The organism is Planctomyces sp. SH-PL14, assembly GCF_001610835.1.
Lineage (GTDB): Bacteria > Planctomycetota > Planctomycetia > Planctomycetales > Planctomycetaceae > Planctomyces_A.
Genome location: NZ_CP011270.1, coordinates 5,014,142 through 5,040,838, shown reverse-complemented (window position 1 = coordinate 5,040,838; position 26,697 = coordinate 5,014,142). Strand labels below are relative to the sequence as shown.

The 26,697-nt window shown below is 65.5% G+C and carries 24 protein-coding genes; 17 read left to right on the top strand and 7 right to left on the bottom strand.

Annotated elements, in window-relative coordinates:
* The first annotated feature begins 360 nt into the window (after positions 1–360).
* The 9 genes from VT03_RS19220 to VT03_RS19180 all read left to right on the top strand — a co-directional run bounded on the left by VT03_RS19220 (position 361) and on the right by VT03_RS19180 (position 12,135).
* Positions 361–1,911 (top strand): hypothetical protein, encoded by a 1,551-nt coding sequence (locus VT03_RS19220; RefSeq protein WP_075094481.1) that lies wholly within the window; start codon positions 361–363, stop codon positions 1,909–1,911.
* Between the two features lie 298 nt (positions 1,912–2,209).
* The gene (locus VT03_RS19215) at positions 2,210–3,403 is read left to right on the top strand and encodes a CpaE family protein (protein ID WP_156514617.1); all 1,194 of its coding nucleotides are present in this window, start codon (positions 2,210–2,212) and stop codon (positions 3,401–3,403) included.
* Positions 3,404–3,932: 529 nt separating this feature from the next.
* Positions 3,933–5,321 carry a CpaF family protein gene (locus VT03_RS19210; protein ID WP_075094479.1) on the top strand — a complete coding sequence of 463 codons (1,389 nt, stop codon included), beginning with the start codon at positions 3,933–3,935 and terminating at the stop codon, positions 5,319–5,321.
* The gene (locus VT03_RS19205) at positions 5,318–6,250 is read left to right on the top strand and encodes a type II secretion system F family protein (protein WP_075094478.1); all 933 of its coding nucleotides are present in this window, start codon (positions 5,318–5,320) and stop codon (positions 6,248–6,250) included. The genes VT03_RS19210 and VT03_RS19205 overlap by 4 nt, the downstream gene beginning before the upstream one ends.
* Positions 6,251–6,370: 120 nt before the next feature.
* Positions 6,371–7,336 carry a type II secretion system F family protein gene (locus VT03_RS19200; protein ID WP_075094477.1) on the top strand — a complete coding sequence of 322 codons (966 nt, stop codon included), beginning with the start codon at positions 6,371–6,373 and terminating at the stop codon, positions 7,334–7,336.
* A 342-nt stretch (positions 7,337–7,678) separates the two neighbouring features.
* Positions 7,679–8,110, top strand: coding sequence for a TadE/TadG family type IV pilus assembly protein (locus VT03_RS32815; protein ID WP_197489005.1), 432 nt, complete (start codon positions 7,679–7,681; stop codon positions 8,108–8,110).
* 23 nt (positions 8,111–8,133) lie between these two features.
* Entirely contained in the window at positions 8,134–8,595 is a 462-nt protein-coding gene (locus VT03_RS19190; RefSeq protein WP_075094475.1) for a TadE/TadG family type IV pilus assembly protein, read from the top strand.
* A gap of 49 nt (positions 8,596–8,644) precedes the next feature.
* Positions 8,645–10,138 (top strand): pilus assembly protein TadG-related protein, encoded by a 1,494-nt coding sequence (locus tag VT03_RS19185; RefSeq protein WP_156514616.1) that lies wholly within the window; start codon positions 8,645–8,647, stop codon positions 10,136–10,138.
* 458 nt (positions 10,139–10,596) lie between these two features.
* Complete coding sequence (locus VT03_RS19180) at positions 10,597–12,135, top strand: sugar ABC transporter ATP-binding protein (protein ID WP_197489004.1); 1,539 nt, start codon at positions 10,597–10,599, stop codon at positions 12,133–12,135.
* Between the two features lie 185 nt (positions 12,136–12,320).
* Here the strand turns inward: VT03_RS19180 and VT03_RS19175 are convergent, their stop codons facing one another.
* Positions 12,321–12,608 (bottom strand): carbon storage regulator, encoded by a 288-nt coding sequence (locus VT03_RS19175; protein ID WP_075094473.1) that lies wholly within the window; start codon positions 12,606–12,608, stop codon positions 12,321–12,323.
* Between the two features lie 467 nt (positions 12,609–13,075).
* On the opposite strand from VT03_RS19175, the gene VT03_RS19170 reads away from it, so the two are divergent.
* The 5 genes from VT03_RS19170 to VT03_RS19150 all read left to right on the top strand — a co-directional run bounded on the left by VT03_RS19170 (position 13,076) and on the right by VT03_RS19150 (position 17,068).
* Entirely contained in the window at positions 13,076–13,240 is a 165-nt protein-coding gene (locus VT03_RS19170; protein WP_075094472.1) for a DUF1328 domain-containing protein, read from the top strand.
* A gap of 421 nt (positions 13,241–13,661) precedes the next feature.
* Entirely contained in the window at positions 13,662–14,045 is a 384-nt protein-coding gene (locus tag VT03_RS34270; RefSeq protein WP_197489003.1) for an Hpt domain-containing protein, read from the top strand.
* Positions 14,046–14,109: 64 nt separating this feature from the next.
* Complete coding sequence (locus tag VT03_RS19160; RefSeq protein WP_075094470.1) at positions 14,110–15,195, top strand: putative zinc-binding metallopeptidase; 1,086 nt, start codon at positions 14,110–14,112, stop codon at positions 15,193–15,195.
* A 345-nt stretch (positions 15,196–15,540) separates the two neighbouring features.
* The gene (locus VT03_RS19155; protein ID WP_075094469.1) at positions 15,541–15,927 is read left to right on the top strand and encodes a (2Fe-2S) ferredoxin domain-containing protein; all 387 of its coding nucleotides are present in this window, start codon (positions 15,541–15,543) and stop codon (positions 15,925–15,927) included.
* A gap of 97 nt (positions 15,928–16,024) precedes the next feature.
* A complete protein-coding gene (locus VT03_RS19150) occupies positions 16,025–17,068 on the top strand; it encodes a Gfo/Idh/MocA family protein (protein ID WP_075094468.1) in 1,044 nt (347 codons plus the stop codon).
* 354 nt (positions 17,069–17,422) lie between these two features.
* Here the strand turns inward: VT03_RS19150 and VT03_RS19145 are convergent, their stop codons facing one another.
* The 5 genes from VT03_RS19145 to VT03_RS19125 form a co-directional block, all read right to left on the bottom strand.
* Positions 17,423–19,129, bottom strand: a complete 1,707-nt coding sequence (locus VT03_RS19145) for a hybrid sensor histidine kinase/response regulator (RefSeq protein WP_075094467.1) — start codon at positions 19,127–19,129, stop codon at positions 17,423–17,425.
* Between the two features lie 152 nt (positions 19,130–19,281).
* Positions 19,282–19,740 carry a hypothetical protein gene (locus VT03_RS19140; RefSeq protein WP_075094466.1) on the bottom strand — a complete coding sequence of 153 codons (459 nt, stop codon included), beginning with the start codon at positions 19,738–19,740 and terminating at the stop codon, positions 19,282–19,284.
* 91 nt (positions 19,741–19,831) lie between these two features.
* Positions 19,832–20,764, bottom strand: a complete 933-nt coding sequence (locus VT03_RS19135) for a DUF1559 domain-containing protein (protein ID WP_075094465.1) — start codon at positions 20,762–20,764, stop codon at positions 19,832–19,834.
* Positions 20,765–20,865: 101 nt separating this feature from the next.
* The gene (locus VT03_RS19130) at positions 20,866–21,360 is read right to left on the bottom strand and encodes a carboxypeptidase-like regulatory domain-containing protein (RefSeq protein WP_156514615.1); all 495 of its coding nucleotides are present in this window, start codon (positions 21,358–21,360) and stop codon (positions 20,866–20,868) included.
* Between the two features lie 174 nt (positions 21,361–21,534).
* On the bottom strand, positions 21,535–22,488 hold the full coding sequence (locus VT03_RS19125) for a DUF1559 domain-containing protein (RefSeq protein WP_075094463.1): 954 nt from the start codon (positions 22,486–22,488) through the stop codon (positions 21,535–21,537).
* Positions 22,489–22,753: 265 nt separating this feature from the next.
* Between VT03_RS19125 and VT03_RS19120 the strand changes: the two genes are divergently transcribed.
* Positions 22,754–23,209 carry a DoxX family protein gene (locus tag VT03_RS19120; RefSeq protein WP_075094462.1) on the top strand — a complete coding sequence of 152 codons (456 nt, stop codon included), beginning with the start codon at positions 22,754–22,756 and terminating at the stop codon, positions 23,207–23,209.
* A 417-nt stretch (positions 23,210–23,626) separates the two neighbouring features.
* Here the strand turns inward: VT03_RS19120 and VT03_RS19115 are convergent, their stop codons facing one another.
* Entirely contained in the window at positions 23,627–24,082 is a 456-nt protein-coding gene (locus tag VT03_RS19115; RefSeq protein ID WP_075094461.1) for a low affinity iron permease family protein, read from the bottom strand.
* A 231-nt stretch (positions 24,083–24,313) separates the two neighbouring features.
* Here VT03_RS19115 and VT03_RS19110 point away from each other — a divergent pair, with 231 nt between their 5' ends.
* On the top strand, positions 24,314–25,249 hold the full coding sequence (locus VT03_RS19110; RefSeq protein ID WP_075094460.1) for an alkaline phosphatase family protein: 936 nt from the start codon (positions 24,314–24,316) through the stop codon (positions 25,247–25,249).
* Positions 25,250–25,463: 214 nt separating this feature from the next.
* On the top strand, positions 25,464–26,555 hold the full coding sequence (gene recA / locus VT03_RS19105; protein WP_075094459.1) for a recombinase RecA: 1,092 nt from the start codon (positions 25,464–25,466) through the stop codon (positions 26,553–26,555).
* Positions 26,556–26,697 lie beyond the last annotated feature (142 nt).

The window sequence follows — 26,697 nt, the reverse complement described above, 5'->3', positions numbered from 1 at the left end:
TTTTATGGCTCTCATGCCCGCCGGAGGCCTGGCCGTCGAGAGATGTCTGAAGGAGGGCGTGTCCAAACCCGGACAACGTGGCGTATGCCCCCACATCAATCCGCGGGGAGTCCAGCGCGAGCGATGGAGTTCTCAACGCCGGTCCCACAAAGGGCCGTCCGTTGCTCACCACGGTTCCTCATGGAAGTGCCTCCGGCGGCAAGGGGTCGAAACCCCTTGACCCCAGCCTGCCGTCGCACGTTGGGTTTGAGCTATCGAGTCGTGCCGGCCAGCGTCTTCATGTTTCAACTGCTGCGGACGTAAACTGCGATTCTGGCGAGCCTGATGAAAGGAATGCGGTGTCTCATGCGGCCGAGGCGGATGCCATCGTTGTTGATCGCCCTGGGCGGACTGCTTCTGCTGGGAACCGCCCCGGCCCTCCTCCGGGCGGAGAACCGCCCCGCCGACCTGCTGGAGGGAATCGTCCTTTCTGAACCGGAGATCCCGGCGACGCTGCCGCAGCGATATCGAGACCTCAACGCCGCGTTGACGAAAGGGCTCGCTCCCCAGCACAACGCCGCCGTTCCGCTGGCACGCCTGCTTGGCGTCTCCCCCGCCTTCGGTCCGGACGAACTCCGGATGCTCGGGGTCAAAACCTTCCCCGCCCGGCGGTCCGCATTCCTGAATGACGAGGACTACGCGGCTGCACTGGAAACCGATGAGGAGTCGCAGCAGAAGCGAGTCGCGGCACTCCGGGACGAGACGCGGAACGCTCTCGAGAACATCGGCCGCCAGGGGCAGTTTCCGGAGCTGGCCCGTTACATCGCTCTCAACGAACCGGTCCTCGATCAGCTCATCCAGATTGTGGAGTGGCCCCGCTTCTATCTGCCGATCGTCCCGGACTCTGATCTGGTCCCCGAGGGAGGCGACTGGCGGTTCCACAAGCGGCTCGACCTTCTCGGGCCTTTATCGGACGCCGGCCGGGCCCTGGAGTGTCGCGCCGTTCTGCGTGCGTCTCGCGGCGAAGTTCGACCGGCACTGCGAGACCTGCTGGCGGTGCGACAGCTCAGCCGGCTCCTGGCCCGGGAAGCCTTCTCGTCCACCCAGTTTCTCGTGGCGCTTCGGCGGACCACGGCCGTTCATCAAGTCGAAGCGGCCCTGTTGAAGTCGGGGCGCGTCGGCGAACTGGCGGAGGACTACGGCACCAAGCTCGAACAGTTCTCCTTTTCGCGGTCGCTCATCGACTGCGACGAGTATGAACGAGAATGGACCCTGCCCGAAGAGATCGATCGTTTCCGCCGTCACGGAGTGGTCCGAATCGAGAACGCGGCGTCGCCTCTGTACTCCACGTATGAGGACCGGCCGGTGAAGGATCTGCAGCGCCTGGACTGGGACCGAGTTCTCCAGGTCGCCCGGGACCGAACCGCGCGGTTCTCCGCCGCGATGAGGATTGAGAGCACAGCGCAGCGGACCGCGGAGTTTCAGCGGATGCGAGTCGAGACGAAAGAGGCGGTGGCCAGCTCGGGAAGGATGATCCGGGATCTTCCGGCGAGCATCGAGCGCGATCCCCGCGAGGCGGCCGAGCGCTTGGGGAATCACGTCGCCAACCTGTACCGGCCGGTCGCTGACGTTCTGCGGGAGACCGACGACCGGGCTCGAACGCGGCACAACCTGTCGCGAGCCGGGTTCGCCGCGGCAGCCTGCGCTCAGACTCACGGCCGGCTCCCGCGAACACTCCAGGAACTCACGCCCGAATTCCTGGCGGAGGTTCTCCACGATCCTTACGCCGACGGGCCTCTGACGTTCGAGGTCGAGTCCCGGGACCGCGTCCGGATCTGGAGCTGGGGACCGAACCGTTTGGATGAACGGGGACGGCCGAATCCCACGGCCTACCCGCAGCCCGACGACTTCGTGATCGATGTCTCGCGATAAGCTGATCGGGACGCTCCTCGGTCGGTCCCTCTGGCCCTGGAACTCTCTCGCTCGATCGATCGACGGGCCGAGACACGCCGTCTCGCCGACCGGTCCGGTCCGGGCCGGCCCGGTGCGAGAAAGTCGCATTCCGTTGCATTCCGGCAGCATGCGGAAACGGCGCGATTAAAGTTGAGTTGTCACGATCCTCTCATCGTGACGACGCTCACACCTGCCGGGGGTGGGCAACCGGGTGGGGGCCGTCTCGCTCCGGAACTGGCCGTATTCACTTTGCCTGGGGGCGACGGAAATGAATTCCGTGATTGCCACTGAAAATCCCGTCACCGCCAGCAAGCTCCGGAAAGCGCTGGCAGCCCGCGGACACGACTGCCCGATCACGCACGTCGTCCCGCTCGAAGGGGGGGACCTCGCCATTGCGGCCCTCCCCCGCAAACCGGACCTGCTCCTCGTCGTCCTGCCGACGGACGAGGCCCGCGGGGTCCGGATCGTCCAGAAACTGCGTCCCTCTTGTCCGGGCCGGCTGGTGGCGGTCGGCGTCGCCACCGACGCCCGCCGGATTCTCGACCTCCTCCACGCCGGCGCGGACGACTTCCTCGACGAAGACGCCGACACGAACAAACAGCTCTCCGCCTCCCTCGAACGCCTCGCGGGCCAGATGACCGCCGGCGGAACCGGAGCGGCCCTGGCCGTCGCCGCGGCGTCCGGCGGCAGCGGGGCGAGCCTCCTGGCGGCGAGCCTGTCGATCCTCGTCGCCCGCCGACACGAATCCTGCGGACTGATCGACCTCGCCTCGCAGTTCGGCGACCTCTCGGCCCTCCTCAACCTCGCCCCGCGGCACACGCTGGCGGAACTGGTCCGCCACGAGGAGATGCTCGATCAGGAAATGCTGACCCAGTCGCTCACGCCCCACGACTCCGGCATCCGGATGATCGCCGCTCCCGCGACCGAAGAAGACTACCTGGCCATCACCGGGTCCGCCCTCGACCGGATCGTGCAGTTCTGCCGCCGGCTCTTCCCCTGGACGGTGATCGACCTGGGGACGCAGCTCGCCGGCCGGGCGTCGCTGCTTCGCTCCTGCGAAAAGATCCTCGTCCCGTTCCGACTCGAGTTCGCCTCGCTGTGCAACACGCGGCGACTCCTCGACGACTGGGACCGCCGCCAGATCGATCTCGACCGCGTGGTCCTCGTCGCGAACCGCTGCTCCCAGGCGGGCGAGCTCCCGCGGGCCAAGGTTGCGACGCTCCTCGGCCGGCCCGTGGAAGTCTGGCTCCCGGACGAGCCGCTGACGGCCAACCTCTCCGTGAACTGCGGGGTACCGGTGGTCGACGAAAATCCGCAGGCGGAACTGACCCGGGAGATCCGGCAGCTCGCCCAGGGAGTCTTTGGAAACATGGTCGACCCCCAGGCCGAACCGGCCGAGGCGGTCGCCGAATCGCGGCACCTGTGGTCGCGACTGAAGTTCTTTCCCCGGATCGCGGGGATGGTCTTCTGACACCGGACACCCGAGTCGTGAGAAGGGTGAGTGGGCAGAGGGAAGGACGCGTGTGCCAATCGGCATGGCCAGTGTGTCTGCCCTGCCGGCGCGTCCGGCTCGTGGGGATGCCGTGTTCCCCTGCCCACTCCGCTTCTTCGAGCCAATCAAGAGAGCCAGACAGGAACAACGGGAGGACGGAGTTCTCCCGGCAGGGCGCGGTGCCGGCCGCGACCTGGAATCGAACCGCCGGGACCGCGGGCGGTTCGAGAGGGCACGGCTTCGGCCGTGACCACAACAAGGATCACTCGTCTCGGAAGCGGGTCGGCAGCAGGGAATGACGGGAACGACGCGGACGGCCGTGCGTCATTCTGGCGGGAAGGCGGAATGTCCGCCGCGATCGAACCTGTGACAAGGCCTCGTCCCTTCTGCCGGCCCGCGACCGTACTGGGAATGAGTGATCAGTCGTCAGCGATCACTGACGACTGATCACTGAAAACTCCTCGCACAACCCGGGACATCCCGTCCCTCCACGGACCCCTCTCACTTCATGTTCTCATCCGACTCCTCGACCGCCTCCTCCTCGGACGCCTCCGGAAAGCGGGAGTCGCGGGAGAACCGGTTCCAGCGGCTCAAGCAGGAGATCCACAAGCACCTCGTGAGTGCCATGGACCTCTCCTGTGCCACCGCGCTCGAGGACTGCGAGCTCCGCCGCGAGCTGCGGCGGGGGATCGAAGACCTGTGCCGGTTCCGGGCCGACCTCCTGAGCGAAGTCGAGCGGGAACGGCTCATCAACGAAATCATCGACGAGGCACTGGGCCTTGGCCCGATCGAGCCGCTCCTCCGCGACCCGACGATCTCCGACATCCTCATCAACGGGCCGAGCACCGTTTACGTCGAGCGCCGCGGGCGGCTGGAGCATTCCAACGTCACGTTCCACGACGAGCAGCATCTCGTCGAGATCGTCCAGCGGATCGCCAGCCGGGTCGGCCGCCGGCTCGATGAAGCGAGCCCGATGGTCGATGCCCGGCTCGCCGACGGCAGCCGCGTCAACGCCATCATCCGGCCGCTGGCCCTCGACGGAGCCCTGGTCTCGATCCGCCGTTTCGGATCGAAGCGGCTCTCGGCCGCGGACGCTCTCTCTCATCAGTCGCTCACGCGGGAGATGATGGAGTTCCTCGCCGTCTGCGTCCGGGCGCGGCTCAATGTTGTTGTCGCCGGCGGAACCGGGGCGGGGAAGTCGACGATGCTCAATATGCTCTCCGCCTTCATCTCGCCCGACGAGCGGATCGCGACGATCGAAGACGCCGCCGAACTCCAGCTCCAGCAGCCGCACGTCGCCCGGATGGAGACCCGTCCGTCGAACGTCGAAGGGGAAGGGGCGGTCTCGGCCCGCGATCTCGTCCGCAACGCCCTGCGGATGCGGCCCGACCGGATCATCATCGGCGAGTGCCGCGGCGAAGAGGCGTTCGACATGCTTCAGGCGATGACGACCGGGCACGACGGCAGCCTGACGACGATCCACGCCAACAGCACCCGGCACGCCGTGCGGCGGCTGGAGATGCTCGTCGGAATGGCGGGGTACGACCTTCCCGCCTGGTTCATCCGCGAGCTGATCGGCTCCGCGGTCCACATCGTGATCCACTGCGTCCGGCTGCCCGGGGGGCAGCGGAAGGTGCGGGCGATCTCGGAAGTGACCGGGTTCGATGAGAACACCATTCAGGTCCAGGACCTGTTCCTGTACGAGCAGACCGGCCTGACCGCCGACCGCCGGAGCGACGGGCAGTTCTGGGCCACCGGGAACCGCCCGCGGTGTCTGTCGGCGCTGGAGACCGCGGGGTATCCGCTCGAGGACTCGCTCTTCGAGCGGCGGGCGCTCTCCGTCTCCTCCCGGCCTTCCGCTGACGGCCCCGCTCCTGCCCCGCGAGGGAAAGCATGAACACCACCGCGATCATTCTCTGTGGAATGATGTCCGTGATCGCCCTTGGCCGGTTTGTGGCCGAGGCGTTCCTGGGGCATGACCGGCGGATCCGGCACCGGATCCGCGACGCGATCCAGTCCAAGACCCCCGGCGCCGCCGGAAAGTCCTCGCTGTTCCGGGACTGGGCCGCCTCGCAGGAGGGGAGCGACGGACTCATCGGCCGCTGGAAGCAGGCGGTCGAGCAGTCGGGGCTGCCGATCACGATCGAACAGACGGCCGACTTCTCCGCCGCCGCGGGGATCCTGGGGACGCTCGCGGGGTACATTCCTTCGTCGAGCTTCCTGGCGGCCGCGGCGACGGGAGTCGTCGCGCTGTCGATCCCCTGGATCGTCGTGCTGATTCAGCGGAAGCGGCGGACCGACAAGTTCTCCGAGCAGCTCCCGGAAGTCCTCGACGTCATGAGCCGCGCCGTGGCGGCAGGTCAGTCGGTCCCCGCCGCGCTGCAGATGGTCGGGGCCGAATGCCCGGCACCCATCTCCAAAGAGTTTGCTCTCTGCTGCGAGCAGCAGAACCTCGGCCTTCCCCAGGACACGACGCTGCGGGACCTGGCCCGCCGGGTGCCGGTGCCGGAGCTGCACCTGCTGGTCGTCGCCCTGCTGGTTCAGCGGCAGTGTGGCGGCAGCCCCGTGGAGGTCCTCAGCAGCATCTCCGACCTGACGCGGAAGCGGATCAAGCTGTCGAACCGCGTTCAGGCCCTGACGGGTGAAGGCCGCATGCAGGCCCTCGTCCTGACGGTCCTGCCGATCGCCGCCTTCATCTGGCTGTGGCTCTCCCAGCGGGACTACATCCAGGTCCTCCTCGATCGCCCCTGGGTCCTGCTGTCGCTCATCGGACTGCAGCTCCTGGGCACCGCGTGGATCCGACGAACCATTCAGATTGAGTACTGAGACGTTCTGGGTTTTTCAGTTGTCAGTCCTCCGTTTTCAGCCAGAGGGCGGAGCATCGCTCTGACTCCTCTCTGAACTGATCACTGACAACTCATAACGGACAACCTGCCCCAACTCCCCATGGACCTTTCCCTCTCACTCTCGCTCGCTCTCGTCTTCTTCAGCGTGACCGGTATGGTCCTGGCGCTGAGCCGGCTGGTGTCATCGTCGGATTCCCGTGTCGACGCCCGAATCGACGGCGTCACCGGGAATCCGGCGATGGACCGGACGATCGTGAAGCAGCTCCACCGGGAGCAGTCGGCCGGGTGGGCGTTCCTGGCCCAGATCACGAGCTACCTGCTCCCCCGCAAGGCGGAGCAGCGAACCCGCTTTCACCAGGACCTGATCCGGGCCGGCTACGAGTCTCCCTCGGCCTCGGTCGTCTTTCTTCTGATGCAGATCGTGGCGACGGTCGTCCTGGCTACTGCGGCCGGAATCGGCGCGGGATCTCGCGGATTCTCCTCGACGGACTCCCTTCTCGCCGCGGTCATGGCGGCCTGCGGAGGGTACCTGCTCCCCCGACTCTGGCTCCGCCGGCGGACCCGGGCTCGGCAGCGCGTGCTCAAGCGGTCGCTCCCGGACTTCCTCGACCTCACGGTCACCTGCCTGCAGGGGGGAATGATCTTCGACGCCGCGATCCAGCGGGTCTCGAAAGAGCTCGAACCCGCCCACCCGCTCCTCTCCTATGAACTCGGCCGAGTCCGGCAGGAGATCGAGCTCGGCTCGACCGCCGACCGGGCGCTGCTGACGCTGGCCGAACGGACGAACCTCGACGCGATCCGGTCGCTGGCCCTCGTCTGCCAGCAATCGCGGCGGCTGGGGACCAAGCTCGTCAGCGCCCTGCGGGTCCATTCGGACACGCTCCGCGACCGCCGCGAGAGCGACGCCGAAGAGTCCGCCCAGAAGGCGGCCGTGAAGATCCTGCTCCCGACGCTCCTGTGCCTGTTCCCCTGCGTCTTTGTGATCCTGGCCGGCCCCGCGGCGATCCAGATCACGGAGGAGTTCGGGAAGGCCCGGGCGGAAGAGAGTCGGGACGCGGAGGAGTAGCAAATTGAAGGCGCAGACTCACCGCCGCGGGCGAAGCGTCAGGGGCGGCTGCCGGCCCAAAGGGCCAACCGTTCTCCCAGCCAGGGCCATCGGCCCTGGAATGGGACAACGAAACAACAGGAGAAGGCCCGAAGGGTCGGCCGTTCCCATCCGATGACCGACAAGCCGTTGAAGCCGACTGGTTGGCCCGTTGGGCCGTGCACGAACTCGACACGGAACCTGACCAGGGCCGCTGGCCCTGGCTGGAAGAGTGACCGGCCCGTTGGGCCTGCCAACCATCCCTGTCACCCAACAACGATTCGATACTCGTCTCCAGCATCTGACACCTTCTCCTCCACTCCCATGTCCCGACGCATTCCACATCCCCGCCCAGCCCGCCGCGGCGCGACGGCCGTCGAGATGGCGATCGTCCTGCCGGTGCTGCTGACGATTGCCTTTGCGTGCCTCGATTACGCACGGGTCCTTCGGGGGAAGATCATCCTGGCCAACGCGGCCCGCGTCGGGGCGGAATACGGGGCGACACACCGGTTCGTCGACGACACCCGGACCGCGTGGGAAGCCGCGATCCGGACCGCCGCTCACGAAGAGGGGGCCACGATCCCCGGCTACACGCCGGCCGGATTCGGCGTCGCGATCCAGACCACCACGGAGGCGTCGGGGACGGTCCGGGTCCGGGTCTCGGCCGCCATGAGCTTTCACACGCTGGTCCGCTGGCCGGGGATCCCGGCAACGATCGCGCTCCAGCACGCGGTCGCCACGCGGCAGTACCAGTAGTCTCTCCTCGGGAAGATCGTGTCATGCGTCCTGTCCGTCCTCGATCGCCGCACTCGCGCCGCCACGGTGTCGCCGCCGTCGAAGCCGCCGTCGTCCTCACGACGTTCCTTGTCGTCCTGTTCGCCCTGTTCGACGTCGCCGTCGCCTCCGCGCGGTCCAACGCCCTCTCCGAGTCCGCGTGTCGCGCGGCCCGTACGGCGATCGTCCGCGGCAAGAAGAGTCCCGCGGCCACCCGGCTCGGTCCGACGGCCTGGTCGGGGACCGCCGCCGGCAGCCACGTCATCAGTCAGGCGATCCGCCCCCTGCTCATCACGATGCCCCCCGGCCAGGTCCAGGTCCGCCTGACGTGGCCTGACGGGGGGAACGCCATTGGACAGCGGGTACGGGTCGAGGTGAGCTACCGGCAGCAGAACAGCGTCCCGTTCGTCTTCGGCTCCGCTCCGTGGCCGCTTCACGCCTCCTCGACGATGCGGATTGTGCATTGAGGAAGTTGCTCGTTCTCCGTTGTCCGTTCTCAGCCCCCGGTCCCTTCTCATGACACCGCACCTCTCCGCTCGATCCGGACGTCCTGGCTCGGTTTCCTCGCGGGATGGGAAGATCCTCGTCCTGATGGCGCTGCTCCTGCCGGGGATGTTCGGCGTCGCGGCGATCATTCTCGACGGCGGGATGCTGATGCTCGACGCCCGGAGCGGGCAGCACGCGACCGATGCCGCCGCGACCGCCGCGGCCCTGGACACGCTGCTCGGGACGGGCAATCCGACACAGACCGCCGCCGATTACGTCCACTCGATCAACGGCCTCGGCGACGCCACCGTCACCGTCCACTCCCCGCCGACGACGGGACGCTATGCGGGCCAGACCGGATACGTGGAAGTCACCGCCGCCCGGACCCGCGCGTCCCGCTTTGCCCAGGCGGCCGGGATGTCCCGGACGCTCGCTTACAAGAGCCGCTCGGTTGCGGGCCTCGAGAACGCGACCGGCCCGGCGGCGATCATGATCCTCGATCCGCAGCCGCCGCAGGTGAACCTGGGAGTCCTGCCGCTCGGCCTGCCGTCGATCACTCCGCTGCTGGGGGGGCTGGAGGTGCTCGGCCTTGGGGCGGCGCGGGTCAACGGGGCGATCATCGTCAACAACAGGTGGGGCGGCTTTGACGAGAACGGCGATCGGTGCGGCGTGCAGGATCTGCTGCGGCACGCCTGTTCGTGCACGCCGCTTCTGCCGCTGACGCGGATCAAGGCAACCGACGTCTACGTGGTGGGAGGGGTCGATCATCCGATGGCTTACGGTCCGCTCGTCACGGGCGATCCTTCGCCGCTGCGGGCGAACCGGAGGCCGGTCCTCGATCCGTACCGGAACCTGCCGGTCCCGACGACGTCGGCCGATCCGGTCAACGTGAAGAACACCTATTACGGCGGGGTCACGGTCCTGAACCTGCCGCTGCTCCAGCCGCCGACGGTGCTGCAGCCGGGGGTGTATGACTGGATCCAGGTCGTGGCGGGGAACGTGGTCTTTCAGCCGGGGGTCTACATCATCCGCGGGAAGAACCCGGTGACGCAGATCGGGCTGTCGGTCCTGGTGGGAACCGTGAAGGCGGAGGGGGTGATGTTCTACTTCACGAACTCGGCCGGGTATGCCGCCAACAGTGGCAGTCCGGACTCGGGCGATGGCGAGACCGCTCCGGTGGGTCCGAACGTTCTGACGCTGTTGCCGAGTGCGGTGCTGAACGTGGGTCTGCTGGGGAGCAAGTATTCGCCCTTGAACTCACCGAGCAGTCCGTTTCACGGGATGATGATCTATCAGCGGCGGCAGGATCGGCGGCCGATTCTGATTCTCAACATCGATCTGCTGTTGGGGTCGGACTTCTCCGGGAACGTGTATGCCAAGTGGGGGAACGCGATTCTGGCGGGGGTGGGGACGTACCGTTCGGCGTTTTGTGTGGGGAGTTTGCGGATCCTGGATGTGCTCGATTGCCGGATTGAGCCGTTGCAGTATCTGCCGGCGGCGAAGGAAGTGTTCCTGGTCGAGTAATGCCGCGACCTTGCCGGCACGACTCCCATAGCTCAAACCCAACGTGCTACGGCAGCCTGGGGTCAAGGGGGTCTCACCCCCTTGCCGCCGGAGGCATTTTCCTTGAGGAACCGTGGGACACAACGGACGTCCCCTTTGGGCAAACGGCGTTGAGGACTCACCGCTCGCCCTGAAATCACCGCGGGTTGGTGAGGGGGCATCCGGCTCGTCGTCCGCGTTTGGACACTCACTCCTTCAGACAGGGTCCGACGGCCAGGCCTCCGGCGGGCAAGAGGGCGTTGCCCCCTTGCATCCCCCACCAGGGTGCCCCTGGACCCGGTCAGGGGCAAATGATCTTGAGTTGCGCCACTCGACCTTTGGCCTTCCGCCTGAACCCCTTCCGCCTCGCCCACGACACTGGTAGGCTGGCAACCCCATCTCGTCTTCTGAAGCTGCGCCTCACTTCCGAAGGTCTCCGCATGCAACCGCGCATCGAAGTCCGAAACATCGTCAAAAAGTACCCCGGCGTCGTCGCGCTCGGAGGTGTCTCCTTCGATGTCCGACCCGGAGAGTTCCACGCCATCTGCGGCGAAAACGGCGCGGGCAAAAGCACCCTGATGAAAATCCTCTCGGGAGTCATCACCGACTACGAGGGCGAAATCCTCCTCCACGGACAACCCGCCCGCTTCACCGGCACACGCGACGCCGAAGCCGCCGGCATCAGCATCATCCACCAGGAACTCAACCTCGTCGAACAACTCACCGCCGCCGCCAACATCTTCCTCGGCCGCGAAAAACGCGGCACCTTCGGCCTCCTCGACGACCGGGCCATGGAACGCGAGGCCCAGACCCTCTTCGACCAGCTCGAGTGCGAGATCAACCCCCGCCAGCGCGTCTCAGAGTTGCGCGTCGGCGACCAGCAGCTGGTCGAGATCGCCAAGGCCCTCTCCATGAAGGCCGAAGTCGTCATCATGGACGAGCCGACCAGCGCCCTGACCGAGTCGGAAGTCGAACGCCTCTTCCGCGTCATCGCCAAGCTCCGCCAGAACGGCGTCACCATCCTCTACATCTCCCACAAGATGGAAGAGGTGTTCCGCCTCTCGGAACGCATCACCATCATCCGCGACGGCAAGCTGGTCAAAACCGTGGACCGCACCGCCGTCACCCCCAATGACATCTGCCGCCTCATGGTCGGCCGGGAAATCGATAACCTCGACCTCTCCGCCGGACGGCAACCCGCCAACGTCGTCCTCGAAGTCAAAAACCTCTCGCTCCCCTGGCCCGGACACTCCCGCCGCTGGCGGCTCGAAAACGTCAACTTCACGCTCCGGGAAGGGGAAGTCGTCGGGATCGCCGGCCTGATGGGAGCGGGCCGCACAGAACTCCTGGAGTGCCTGTTCGGTGCCAGCCCCCAGGCGCCGCAGGGGGAAATCCGCCTGCGGGGGAAACCGGTTTCCTTCGGCCACCCCTCCGATGCCAAGAAGGCCGGAATCGCCATGGTGACCGAGGACCGCAAACGGCTGGGACTCTTCTCCCGGATGACCGTCCGGGAAAACATCACGATCTGCAAATTGAATGAAGCGGTCGTGGGGGGATTCGTCTCCGGCCGCCGCGAACAGGCCCTCTCCCGGGACTCGATTGATCGCCTGGGAGTCAAGACGGCAGGCACGGAAGCGGCGATTACCGGGCTGAGCGGCGGGAACCAGCAGAAATGCATCATCGCCCGCTGGCTGCGGACGAACCCGAGCGTCCTGCTCCTGGACGACCCGACACGCGGCGTCGACGTGGGGGCCAAGGCGGAACTCTACCGGACGATCGACAAGCTCTGCCGGGAAGGAATGGCGATCATCGTCACCTCCAGCGAGCTTCCGGAGCTGCTGACGCTCTGCGACCGGATCCTGGTGCTGGCGGAGGGGCGAATGACCGGCGAACTCTCACGCCCGGAGTTCAGCGAGCACCGGATCATCGAGCTGGCGACGATGCAGCGGAACGGGCACGCCGCCGCTCAGGTGGGCTGAAGCGGTTCCTCATGAGAGCGTCGCCTCAGCGACGCCGTTAAGGCGGTAGACCGCGCTCACAACGCCCATTTAGTGAGAGCTTCCGCCTGCACGCTGGTTCTGCCCGCTGCACTGCCGCGTTCCAATGCGTCTCAAACCGCGAGTCGCCAAGGGGCCCGAATTCGGCACTCAGTGCTGCCAAAGCCTCAGGTCGCGCTCGGCTTGACCCAGGTGCTTCCCGTCAGCGGATTCACTTCCAGTTCCATTCCCACTGTAGGAAACGGCACCCGTTCGCCATCGACCGCGGACGCAACCGAAGGTCCCTTCCGAGCCGAAAGCGCAGTCTGGGCTTCGAGTTCCGATCGAAAGATGCGGACGGATGGCGGGGCCGTGATCCCGATCTGGACCCGGCCGCCATGAATCGCGAGCACAGTGACCTCGATCTGATCATCGATGATCAAGGACTCGAGGACATCGCGGCTGACCACAAACATCGCTTTCTCCAACGAAAGCACGACTCGATCTGTCTGATGGCTCCGGCAGGCTCCGAATCGACGATTGGCAAACCGCGGACCGGCCCCGATCCGTTTGCCGGAGAAACGGATCGGGAACCCGTGCCAGGCTCATCCGCCGCCAGACCATTCCTCCCCGGCGGCACGCACAGGCCCCCTTATCAGGGGCCATCACGGCTCACGACCCCTTAGGCAACGCGGTCGGCCAATGCGCCTCGACGCAGCCGTGATCGATCGCCGACCACGGAATCCGTTCCGAATTCACATTCGGCTCCGCCCTGCTCCCGCACCGTTGTCGCAGCTCGCTTCGCAGTCGCGACTTACGACCAGCGATGTTTTCGGCACGCTCCGTGCTTGGGGTGTCTGGCACCCCTGAGCCTCAGCCTCTCCTGAAGCGGACTGTTCCGCGGGAAGTGGCACACTGGCGGGGCTGAGAGTGGAGATGAATCATGTTGAACTGGGCAGTGATGTTTTTGATTATCGCTCTGGTGGCTGCGGTCCTGGGATTCGGGGGCGTGGCGGGGACGGCGGCGTGGATGGCTCAAGTGCTGTTCGTCGTCTTCCTGGTGCTGTTCCTTGTGTCGCTCGTCGCTGGACGTCGGACGCTGCCATAGCAGGCCTCGCCATCGAGGCCGCTCTCACGCCCGAATTGCCACGCACCCGTTGCGTGATGCGCTCGGGCGTTTGAGCGTTCCCGGGGCAGGAACCGGCATGGTGCTTTGGAAATGGAACTGGATTCCGGAACTCAACCAGACACCCAGGCTGTCGGCAGGATGAAAGATCATGAACACGCCAATTTCTCCACGACACCTTCGCGGCCGTAGCGCCGGAAGCCGTACTCCGTATCTGGAGGAAGACCGCCTGGATGATTCGCTCCAGAACATGGACTCGGATCACCCGCACCTTGACCTGCCGGAAGGAAGCCTCAATCATCGCGTCGCAGGAGCCGGAGAGATGTTGCCGCGGAGGGAGGATTTCTCCGCCGGTGCGACAACCGCGATGGAACACGCTCGCGCCACGGAAGAAAATGCCAGGATGGACAGCTCTCGAAACATCATTCACCTCCGTCCCGCGCTCGATCGACTCGGCAACGACTGGGAGCTCCTGCAGGACATGGCGCGGTTCTTCCTCGAAGACGCGCCGATGCTCGTCGAAAAGACTGATGCCGCCATCACCTCCGGGAATGCGGCCGAAGTCGAATGGGCGGCCCATTCGCTGAAGGGGCTGGCCTCGCACTTCGACGCCTCCTCGCTTCAGACCGCGGCCCAGCAGGTGGAGACCGCCGGGCGGGCGAAGAACCTGGGTGGGCTGAAGGACTCCGCGGCGGAACTCAAAGTTCTGGTCGACAAGGTCTGCACGGAACTGGAAGCGAACGTCATTCAGTGCGACCACGCGCCGGAAGACTGCCAGCGTTCCTGAAGGCTGCTGGCGAACTCAACTCGACGGACAATCGAAAGCTCTTACGGAATGGCTGGGCTGGGCGATGAAGGTGTTCTGGTGCGACCACTGCGGTCAGCTGGTCTTCTTTGAGAACTCACAGTGCACGGCGTGCCAGCACAGTCTGGTTTTCGTGCCGGACGACCTTGAGATGAGGGCGTTCGACTTTGTCGCTCTGGGGACAGCGGCCGGGCCGGTCGACGCCGAGGGTCGCTGGAACCTCTGCGACAACTATCGGCTCAACAACGTCTGCAACTGGGCGGTCGCGGTCGAAGACGGGAATGGTCTCTGCCGCGCCTGTCGCCTGACGACGGTCATTCCGAACCTCAGTGTTCCGGAGAACGTGACCGCCTGGTTCCGGCTGGAGGGGGCGAAGCGGCGGCTGCTGCATTCGTTCCTGGCACTGGGACTGCCGTTTGACGGAATGGACGAAGGGGCTGCGTCCGGGAGGCTGGCCTTCGACTTTCTGGCCGATCCGGTGCCAGGGGGACCGCCGGTGCTGACGGGGCACGCGGACGGGCGGATCGTCATCAACATTGCCGAAGCGGACGACGCGGAGCGGGAGCGGCGGCGGAACCTGCTGCGGGAGCCGTACCGGACGGTGCTGGGGCACTTCCGGCATGAGAGCGGCCACTTTTACTGGGACCGGCTGATTCGGGATACGCCGCGGATCGAGGAGTTCCGGCAGCTGTTTGGTGACGAGCGGAATGACTACGACGCGGCCCTGCAGGCGTATTACGCCGCGCCGCGTGCGGACTGGCAGACGCAGTTTGTGAGTGCGTACGCGAGTGCTCACCCGTGGGAGGACTGGGCGGAGTCGTGGGCGCATTATCTCCATATCCGGGATGTCGTGGAGACGGCGGGATATGCGGGCCTCAAGCTGCGGCCGAAGGTGAAGGATGCGCCGCGGTTGTCGGTGCGGCTTCCGGAGGATCATGAGGCGTCGTTTGACCGGTTGATTGCGGATTGGTTTCCGCTGACGTACGTGATCAACAATCTCAATCGCGGGTTGGGGTTGATGGATGGTTATCCGTTCGTGTTGTCGCCGTCGGCGGTGGAGAAGTTGCGGTTCATTCACGAGACGATCCGCGACTTTGTGGCGGAGAGGACGCAGGCTGCGGGTGCGACCTAACCGGGTCCAGGGGCACCCTGGTCAGGGAGTGCAGAGGGGAGAATCCCCTTTGCCCGCCGGAGGCCTGGCCGTCGAGAGATATCTGAAGGAGAGCGTGTCCAAACGCGGACAACGTGCCGGATGCCCCCCAAGTCAACCCGCGGGAATTGCAAAGCGAGCGGTGTGATGTGAGGGAGTCCTCATAGCTGGTACCACAAAGCGGACATCCGTCGCTTACCACGGTTCCTCATGGAAGTGCCTCCGGCGGCAAGGGGGCGTGGCCCCCTTGACCCCAGGCCGCCGTCGCACGTTGGGTTTGAGCTATCGAGTCGCGCCGGCATGGACGGTGTTCGCTAAACTCCGGGCATGAACGAGGAACTTCAAAAACAAGTCGCCAAGACCGGCGCCGATCGCATCGTCCGACACATCTTCCTCTGCGCGGACCAGACCAAACCCAAATGCGTCGACAAGGAGTCCGGCCTCGTCGCCTGGGACTACCTCAAAGCCCGCCTCAAAGAACTCAACCTCACCGGCGACGGCGGCATCTTCCGCTCCAAAGCCAACTGCCTCCAGCTCTGCGTCCAGGGCCCCATCGCGGTCGTCTACCCCGAAGGAGTCTGGTACCACTCCTGCACCCCCGAGGTCCTGGAACAGATCATCCAGCAACACCTCATCGGAGGCAAAGTCGTCGACGAGTACCGCATCGCCGCCGGCTGCGCAACGGCCTCCCTCGCAAGCCAGCCGCCCGCCTGACGCGCGCCCCTGCCCCGCCCCACACGCCCGCCGCGGCCATTGTTCGTTACAATGCCGCCCGGACCACTTCCTCCACCTCCAACCTTTCCCCTCCACCATGACGTACGGCTTCGGAATCATCGGCACCGGCATGATCGCCCACTTCCACGCGAAGGCGATCGAAGCGATTCCGAACGCCAAACTCGTCGGCTGCTTCAACCAGACCGCCGCCCGCGCGGAGAAGTTCGCCGAAGAGACCGGCTGCAAAGCCTACACCTCCCTCGATGACCTCCTCGCCGACCCGCAGATCCAGGTCATCACGATCTGCACCCCGAGCGGTGCCCACCTCGAACCGGCCCTTGCCGCCATCCAGGCCGGCAAGCACATCCTCATCGAGAAGCCGCTCGAGATCACCCTCGAACGCTGCGACCGCGTCATCCAGGCGGCTGAGAAAGCGGGAGTGAAGCTCGGCTGCATCCTCCCCTCGCGGTTCAGCGAGGCGAACCTGGCCCTCAAGTCCGCCATCGTCTCCGGCCGCTTCGGCAAGCTGACCCTCGGCGACACCTACGTGAAGTGGTGGCGGACCCAGCAGTACTACGACGGCGGCGGCTGGCGCGGAACGTGGGCCCTCGACGGCGGCGGGGCCTACATGAACCAGGCAATCCACAACGTGGACCTCCTGCTGTGGTTCATGGGGGATGTCGCCCAGGTCTGCGGCCTCACCTCGACTCTCGCCCACGACCGGATCGAAGTCGAGGACGTCGGGACCGCGATCGTGAAGTTCAAGAGCGGCGCTCTCGGGACCCTGGAGGCGACGACGAGCGCGTGGCCGGGCCTCCTCAAGAAGACCGAGATCCACGGGACGCAGGGTTCGGCGATCGTCGAGCAGGACGACATTCTGATGTGGGAGTTCGCCGACGCGCAGCCTGATGACGCCTCGATCCGCGAGCACTTCGCCCGCAAGACCGGCAACACGGGGGGTGCTGCGGACCCCAAGGCGATCTCGTTCCGCGGCCACCAGCTGCAGTTCGAGAATTTTCTCACGGCAATCAAGACGGGCGGCCAGCCTGCTGTTGATGGCCGTGAGGGGCGGAAGAGTGTGGAGCTGATCCTGGCGATTTATGAGTCCGCCCGGACGGGTCGGCGGATCGATCTGGGATAATCCTGACTCCGACGCGTGGGCCCAAGAGCCGGGTCCAGGGGCACCCTGGTGGGGGATGCAAGGGGGCAACGCCCTCTTGCCCGCCGGAGGCCTGGCCGTCGGGAGATGTCTGAAGGAGTGCGTGTCCAAACGCGGACAACGTGCCGGATGCCCCCCACATCAACTCGCGGGGATTGCAAAGCCAGCGGTGAGGATTGAAGGAGTCCTCAACGCTGGTACCACAAAGGGGACGTCCGCTGTGTCCCACGGTTCCGCAACGAAAATGCCTCCGGCGGCAAGGGGGCGTGGCCCCCTTGACCCCAGGCCGCCGTCGCACGTCGGGTTTGAGCTGGCATAGCCGTGCCGGCAAGCACGTCATCCAGCCGAGCCCTCTTCTTCCAGGTCGATCGACTGCAGCAGCGCCCTCAGCGCCGGTAGCCCCGCCGGCTTCGTCAAATGCTGGTCAAAACCAGCCGACATCGCCGCCTCGCGATCGTTCGGCTGACCATAACCGGTCAGAGCACACAAAACTGGCTGCTGCGGCAGCTTCAGGTTCCGGATCCGGCGGGCCAGGTCGTAACCGGAAACGCCCGGCATCGCGATGTCGGAGATCACGATCTCCGGCGCGAACTGGTCGAGCGCCTCAAGCGCCGCCTCCGCTGAGTTCGCCGTCCGGACCTCCTGCCCCAGCTTGCCAAGGAGACGGCCCAGCAGATACGCGGCAGACTCGTTGTCGTCGACGACCAGGATCCGCCGCGAAGGAAGATTGCGCGGCGCGCGGGGAACGACGGCGGACGACCCCGGAGCCTCCGCCACCGGCAGCCGGATGGTGAACACGCTCCCGTGCCCGACCCCCGGACTCTCCGCCAGCGCCCGCCCATCGTGCAGCTCGACCAGGGTCCGGACCAGCGCCAGCCCCACCCCCAGCCCCCCCTGGGACCGCGTGTTGGAACTGTCGACCTGCATGAACAGGCCAAAGATCTTCTGCAGCATCTCCGGCGGAATCCCCACCCCGTTGTCCCGGATGCGGACGACCGCCTGCCGCTCCTCCACGGTCAGCTCGAGAGCGATCGCCCCGCCGGCGGGCGTGTACTTGGCCGCGTTGATGAGCAGGTTCCCCACCACCTGCGTCAGCCGGATCCGGTCCCCTGAAACGAGAACCGGATCCGCCGAAATCCGCGTGGTGAACGCGTGGCGGTTCCCTTCGATCGCCGCGCGGCTCGTGTCGATGGCCGCCTGCAGGACTTCGCGAAGATCGATCGTCTCCCGCTTGAGCTGAAACAGCCCCCGCGTCACACGCGAGACGTCCAGGAGATCGTCGATCAGCCGCCCGAGCTGCTCCGTCTGCCGGGCCACCATCTCGGCCAGCTCCCGGACGCCGGCGGGATTGTCCGCCTCCATCCGGAGCAGCTCGGCCGCGGTGGTCAGCGGCGAGAGCGGGTTGCGGAGCTCATGCCCCAGCATCGCCAGGAACTCGTCCTTCTTGCGGTCCGTCTCCCGCAGGGCGTCCTGCAGGGCCCGGGCCTCGGTGATGTCGATGTTGATCCCGATGATCCGGTCCGACCCGGGATCGAGCGCCATCAGCCGCCGCGCCTTGCAGGCGACCCACCGGACGGCGCCGTCGCTGCGGCGGATGCGGAACTCGTCGTAGTGGTCCCCCCGGCGGTCGCGAAGAAAGTCCTCCGCATGCCGCTCGACGCGCGCCCGGTCGTCCGGATGGACCGCTTCGCGGAGCGCCGCCAGATCGACCGGATGGTCATAGGCGACCCGCAGCAGGTCCCTCATCCCCTCGGAGATCGTGAGCCGGGAGGTGGCCAGGTCCCAGTCCCAGGTGCCGGCATTGGCGACCTCCTGGGCGAGCTGCAGGTAATAGCTGTCGGCCGCCGGAAGCGTGAAGACCCGCGAGTCCGCCTGACCTCCGACGACGAACGCATCGACCCCGTCATCCCTCTGGCTGCGGAGCGCCTCCTCGGCCTCCTCCAGCCGCTCGGTCACGTCCGCGAGCTGCTGCCGAAGCTCGGCATTCTCCGCGGCGAGCGGATGCTCGAAAGGCCAGGAAGCGTCTCGTTCAGAAACGGTCATGGGGGAAGAAGCTTGCCACCGCAGTCGAGTTCGCTGGCATTGTACCCGAGGCCCGGACGAAGCAGCAGCCTGCTGTGACAACACTGGAATCGGGCAGGACCACGCAACCCTCGCGCCCGCTCCTCCGATCGACACACCCCGACCCGGTCAGGTCAGGGATCATTACCGCGCCGCGTCTGGCCGCCGGACGGTTGACTGAAGTCCTTCCCAGCCGCGTCTCCACTGACATCGAGGTCATAGGTCCCCGACGAAATGTCGGTCGCCACCCGGTAGCCGGTGAACAGAGGCTTGACCGTGGAGGCAACCGTCTCGTTGGTGTTCGAAGAGGGTCGCGCGTCGAATCCCGTCACGACGACGATGTGCGGTCCCGGAAAGATCCCGCCCCCGCTCGCCGCGGTGTCGTAAGCACCGTCGACGATCTCTGCGGTACCGGCCGGTCCCTTGTGCCCCTTGCTGGAATCCGGCGAGAAGTCGATCGTGCCGTAAACCACCGGCTTGCCGCCGATCGTGACCTTGCCCTTGACGTTGGTCCGCTCCGAGGTCGCCCCGCCGCAGCCCACGGCCGTGACCAGCAGCAAAAGCATCGCGAGTCCGGTGCGATTGAAAGACATGAGATTGCCGACCCGAAGAGAAAGAGGCGCGAGATTCGAAGCGACGCGCCGGACGGGACCAGAGTCCGCCCGGCGCGGTGAGCCCGTCAGACTAGTCCAGCGGGATGTTGACGCCGTCGTCCTTCGAGGCTGCCAACAGCAGGACGTTGAAGTCGATCGTGTCCGCCATGAACCGCACGGACCCGTCGCCCAGGCAGAAGTGAGCCCCGGCGGTGTGCATGCTGCTGAACGAGACGTCGTTGAACAGCCTGGCCGCGGTTCCTCCATTGTAACCGGAAGTCTTGGCGATGAACTTGCTCACGTTCTTGCTGGCGTAGTGGGCGGCATCGCCGTTGGCGTTGCTGCAGCCCTGCGTCCAGGCACGATAGGACGAGTTCCAGCCGGAGATGTTCTCAGCGGAGATCTCGCCCATGAGCAGCGTATTCGTCAAGCCGTCGGTCGCATCGGCGAGACGGAAGCACTTGTTGCGAGTCAGCAGACCGTGCGTCGACAGCCCGCCATGGTCCGTCGCGGTGTTCCCGCCGACGGTGAACGTGCCGGTCAACGGAGCGGGCTTGTTGCCCTTGGATCCCGCGACGCCGTAGTAGTGGACCGTGGCCCGAGTCGTTCCTGACTCGACGAAGTCCACCGTCTTGGCACTCGGGCAGTTGAAGTAGGGAGCGGATTTGTCCTTGAGGGCCAGGTTCGGGGCGGTGTCGTAGTGGGCGCTGAAGTTGAACTGGTTGTAGAGCGTCGCCTGATCCATGTAGGGGAGCAGCATGACGTGGAACGACAGGTTGTTCACCGGGTTCGTCGCCGAGTTGTTGAGGCCCATCGCGCTCATGGGGAGCACACTGTGGGTCTCAGCGTAGGCGTGCATCGCTATGCCGAACTGCTTCATGTTGTTCCGGCAGTTCGAGGCGCGGGCCGCCTCCCGGGCCTGCTGCACGGCGGGCAGCAGGATGGCGACCAGCACGGCGATGATGGCGATGACGACGAGCAGCTCAATCAGCGTGAAGCCGCGTTTGGCAAACGGACGAGACATTGGGACACCTGGCGGGGGTCGGTGGTAACTGAACTTGCCGGCGGGCAGCGCGCAACCGGCGAATCAAAAAGGAGGTGAAGGAAACAGGACGGGTCAGGCAATCAGGGTTCGTTGGCGGCACGCTTGGCGGCGGTCGATTCCACAATCGGTGCCGCACCGCCCGTATCGAGCTGGATCGCGGGAGGAGTCATTCCCGACGAGGTGATCTCGACCGTCAGACCGGAGGTCTCGGGATCGTTGTACGGCTTGGGAACGAGCCACCGCATTTTGACCGGAGTGGTAGCCGGGTTCTCGGCGTTGAAGTTCTCGGGGAGCTTCTCGGCGTACTCCGTCTTTACAACCCCAACCTTGTACTTTCCGACCGGCAAACCTTCGGCGTCACCGTAGGTTTTGGGCGAGAACTCCCCTTGTGCATTCGTGATCGCCCGCGAGGGGCGGCGGTGTTTCGAATCGGATGCGTCAATCCGCTTCAGGAAGACGCTCGCCCCTTCCAGCGGCTTGCCGTCAATCAGCACCTTGCCCGTCACAGTGACCAGCGATGGACGATCGCCCCCTCCGCACCCTGTCAGGAGGGCGCACGCCGAGAGAGCGAGCAATGGAACTCGGAAAGAAAACACAGACAGCCGTCCTGCGAGCGAAAGGAGGGGAGCCGATGTCCCGGTACTAGATATACGTGATCCGAGGGAACACGACTAACAGGCAAATGCTCAGGGAAGAGATCTCTTCATCTGCTCTGCAGGTCAGCCCCTGGGGTTTCGAATGAAGCGAGATCAGAACGGGTCCAGCGAGTTCTTGTCGTTGAGATTGAAGAGGTTCTGGTAGGTGTAGTCGCCACCGGGACCATTAGTACTGCCAGTCAACGGATTCGCGTCGATGTCTTCGCTGACGAACCGGACCGCGCCATCGCAGAGGAGCATGTGCGCACCGCCCGGATGCGGGCTGGAGAGCGAAGCCCGGCTGACGAGCCCTGCGGGATCGAGCTCGATGAAGCAGTTCGTCGCCGCGTCATGCGTTCCGTCAAAAGGGGTGTTCATCGGGCACTGAGCCGCAACGATCCCGAGCCTCGCTCCGCAGTACCGTCCCACTCCCCACGCGGCGCCGATGGACGGGAAGGGTTGGGACATCAGCGCCTTCTCCCCGATGAGCAATGTGTTCGAGGCTCCGTCGACGACATCGGACAACCTGAGGGAGGGAAAAATGTTCGACGTTTGCGTCTGCGTGATCTGGTTGTTGAAGCCGTACATCATGGTGCCGGCGTTCTTCTGATACTTGTTGACCGGATCCCCGTTGGCGCTGGGACACAGGTAAACGGCCAGACGCGTCTGCAGCAGCTTTTCCGGCGTCCCCTCCGTGGCCGTCGAGTAGTCGTTGACGTTCGACATCGTGGCGGGAATCAGATTCGTCTGCCCAACCTGCAGCTTGTTAAAAAGCGCTCCCTGATCGAGCTGGGGCAGGATCATGGAGGCCCAGCTCCAGCAACGATCCTGGTCCTGATTTCCTCCTCCGCCGCGCACGCCGTAGGGGGGAAAACGGGAATGGGTTTCGTAGTAGCTGTTAACCGCGATCCCGAGCTGCTTGAGATTGTTCCCGCACTGGCTCCGGCGGGCCGCTTCGCGGGCCTGCTGCACGGCGGGCAGCAGGATGGCCACCAGAACGGCGATAATGGCAATGACGACCAGCAGTTCGATCAGGGTGAACCCGGGGCGCAGACGGGTACGCGACATGGAAGATTTCCAATCCAGACGAAACTGGGAAGAGCGAACGAAAAGAAGGGACCCGTCAGCGTACCCGCCGGTTGGTATCGCGGCAACACGTTCACCAGCGAAATCGTCTCGCAGCCGACCGTTGTAATTTGCGATCCCGAACGAGTGGCGACCCACCTGAATGCCGGATGACGGAACGGGGTGCTCAGCGAAGTCCGGTTGGTGAACTCCTACCCGAACAGTAGCCTATCCGGCTGATATGCAATCTTAAGTTAGGGAGCCAATTATGAGCGCAGGAAGTGTTCTTCGGAGTCTGGCGGTCGGGGGTGGCGGGGGGACGCTGGTGACCGACATCGGGCTCCTCATCGTCCGTGTCGGGTTCGGCAGCTATATGGCGGTGGCGCACGGTCTGGGGAAGTTCAAGAACCTTTCGGGGATGACCGGGTACCTGCAGGATCTGGGGCTGCCGATGCCGGGGGTGATGTCGGCGACGGCGGGGATTGTCGAGTTCTTTGGCGCGATCTTCCTGGCGATTGGAATCGTGACCCGGCCGGCTGCGACGGCGCTTGCCGGAACGATGTGTGTCGCCGCGTTTGTGGCCCACAAGAACGATCCGTTCTTTGCCGCGCCGGGGGCCCGATCGCGGGAGATGGCGATGCTTTACCTGTTTGTCTTCGTGCTGTTCATGCTGGCGGGGGGCGGCCGCTTCAGCCTGGACTACTTCCTGAGAAAGCGCGGCTGATTTCAACCGGGTCCAGGGGGACCCTGGTGGGGGAGGCGGAAGGGGTTCAGGCTGAAGGCGGAAGGTAGAGCGGCGCAACGCAGAATCACTTGTCCCTATCCGGGTCCAGGGGCACCCTGGTCAGGGAGTGCAGAGGGGAGAATCCCCTTTGCCCGCCGGAGGCCCGTCTCGTCTCGATCTTTCTGAAGGAGCGAGTGCCCAACCGCGGACGACGTGCCGGATGCCTCCGCACCAACCGGCGGGGATTGTGTTCGGCGGTGAGTCCTCATAGCTGATCCCACAAAGCGGTCGCCCGTCACTTACCACGGTTCCTCATGGAAGCGCCTCCGGCGGCAAGGGGTCGCCCCCTTGACCCCGGCTGCCGTCGCACGTTGGGTTTGAGCTATCAGCACTGCGCCGGCAAGAACGGTGTTCGAGCTACGACGGATGCTTGGCCGCTCGCTTCTCCTCCCGCAGCGTCCGGGCCTTCTCCGCCAAGTGCCGGTAGTGCTCGCGGATCTCCTCCAACTCCGCATCGTCCAGATCCTCCAGATCCATGAACCGGTTCTGAGCCGTCTTGGTCACCCGCAGGATCTCATCCATCTTCAGGTGCAACGCCACCGTCTCCCGGTTCTGACTGTTCTGAATCAGGAACACCATCAGGAACGTGACGATCGTCGTCCCGGTGTTGATCACCAGCTGCCACGTATCGCTGAATCCAAACAGCGGCCCCGACGCGATCCAAGCCACAATCGTCAGCACCGCCGCAAGAAACGCCGCCGGACGCCCGGCATACACCGCCGTCCGCTGCGCAACACGGCCGAACCACGACTTGTGATGACCATTCGCCCTGTGACAAGCGGATCCGGAGTGGTCTTCGACATGGTCTTTCATGAGAGCGCTCTCTTCCCGCTGCCAAAACGGGCCAGCAGTCGTCACAGCGAAATCCGCGCCAAACCACAGCCCCTCCCTGCCCCCCGGAATCGCAGCCTGGAAGCCAGTCGCCGCCCCGCTTGATTGTCTTCCCACCGGCTGTTCTGCTGCCCCATCGCACCGCCGCTCCAATGGCGACGGTCCCGCTCCCCTTGCCCAGACCCAGTGCCCCGTTCCCCTGGTGCCAACCCCATGCGTCGATCGCTCGCCCCGCTGCTGCTCGTCCTCGCCTGGCCGCTCCTCGCCCTGACACCGGAGGCCGAAGGAGCCGCCCCCCGCCGGAAGGTCCTGATCATCGGCACCGACGGCACCCGCCTCGACGCCGTCGAAAAGGCCAAGACCCCCAACCTCGACCGCCTGGTCGAGAACGGCACCCTCTTCCGCGGGACCCGGATCCTCGATGCCGGCCGCAAGACCAAGCCCGACACCGTGAGCGGCCCCGGCTGGTCGAACATCTACACCGGCGTCTGGCCGGACAAGCACGGCGTGATGGACAACAAGTTCCAGGGATCGCACTACGACGAGTTCCCCTGCTTCTTCGTTCGCCTCAAAGAGGCCCGTCCGGAAGCCAGGACCGCCAACTTCAGCAGCTGGGACCCGATCCACCAGCGGATCGTCGCCGGAGCGGATGTCTCCCGGGACTTTCTCCTCGACGACAAGGGGGACTGGGTCGAAGCGGACGTCGAATCGACTCAGGCGTGCGTCGAATACCTCCGCAAGGAAGACCCGACGGCGGTCGTTCTGTACCTGGGTCAGGTCGACGAAACCGGCCACAAGCACGGCTTCCACCCCAGCGTCCCCGAGTACATCGCGGCGATCGAACGGATGGACGGACACGTCGGCGAGGCGGTGGCGGCGATCCAGTCCCGCAAGACCTTCGCCGACGAGGACTGGCTCGTGATCGTCGGAACCGACCACGGCGGCCGGGGGCTGAACCATGGCGGCGGGCACGAGTTCGAGGAGATCACGCAGACGTTCCTGATCGTCAGCGGACCGGACGCTGCCCGTGGGGAATCGACCGACCCGACCGGCCAGGTCGACATCGTCGCCACCGCGCTGACACACCTCGGCGTGCCGCTCAAGCCGGAGTGGAAGCTCGACGGCAAACCGGTCGGGCTGAAGAAGTAGGCGGAAGACCAAAGACTTAAGGCGGAAGGTCGAGGACGGAGGAAAGCCCCCCGCCTCGCCGCTGAAGTTTCGCCAGTCGGCACATTCCCCGGCCCCGTGACGGCGACTTCGGAAAGTGAACCGGCCGGGCGATTCGGCTGTTGCTGGCCCGGAAGCACAACGATACTATTGTCCACCTATCAAAGCGAAGTGACCACCGACAAAGGATTTTACGATGGCTCCCAAGGCGAAACCGGCCAAAGCGGCGGCGTCCTCCTCTCAGTCCGCCCACGCCAAACTGCTCGAGAACACGCTGAGTCTGATCACCAAGGAGTTTGGTGACGGGTCGATCATGCGGCTGGCGGATCCCGGCGGGAAGCCGATCGACGGGATTTCGACGGGAGCCCTCTCGCTCGATCTGGCCCTCGGCGGAATGGGGTTTCCGCGCGGCCGGATCATCGAGCTTTTCGGTCCGGAATCGAGCGGTAAGACGACCCTCGCCCTGCACGCGGTCGCCAATGCCCAGAAGGCGGGGGGGATTGCCGCCTTCATCGACGCCGAACACGCCCTCGACCCGGCCTGGGCCAAGCGGCTGGGGGTGAACCTGGAAGAGCTCCTGGTGAGCCAGCCGAGCCACGGCGAAGAAGCCCTCCAGATCGCCGAAATGCTGATCAAGTCGAACGCCGTCGACGTCATCGTGGTCGACTCGGTGGCGGCCCTGGTGCCGAAGGCGGAACTCGACGGCGAGATCGGGGACAGCCACGTCGGCCGGCAGGCCCGCATGATGAGCCAGGCGATGCGGAAGCTGACCGGGATCATCGCCAAGGCCAGGACCTGCGTGATCTTCATCAACCAGATCCGCGAGAAGATCGGCGTCATGTTCGGCAGCCCGGAGACGACTCCCGGCGGCCGGGCCCTCAAGTTTGCGGCCTCCTGCCGCGTGGATGTCCGCCGGATTTCGACCCTGACTCAGGGGGAAGAGTCGGTGGGGATCCGGATGAAGGGGAAGGTCGTCAAGAACAAGGTCGCCCCGCCGTTCCGGGTGGCAGAGTTCGACATGCTGGGCAGCCGCGGGATCAGCCTGGAGGCGGACGTCCTCGACATGGCGGTCGTCGACAAGATCATTCAGAAGATGGGCTCCTGGTTCGCTTATGGGGAGACCAAGATCGGCCAGGGCCGGGACAAGGCGCGTGTGTTCCTGGAAGAGAACCCCAAGCTGCTGGCGGAGATCCGCGAGAAGGTCCTGAAGAATCGGCTCGCCAATCCGGGCGCTGTGGACGCCGCCGGCGAGAAGGAAGAAGAGGACGAGGACGACGGGGAAGAATAAGGAAAAAGGCAAAGCGGGTTACCTCACCGGGTCCAGGGGCACCCTGGTGGGGGATGCAAGGGGGTCACACCCCCTTGCCCGCCGGAGGCTTGTCTCGTCGGGAACTGTCTGAAGGAGCATGTGTCCAAGCGCGGACAACGTG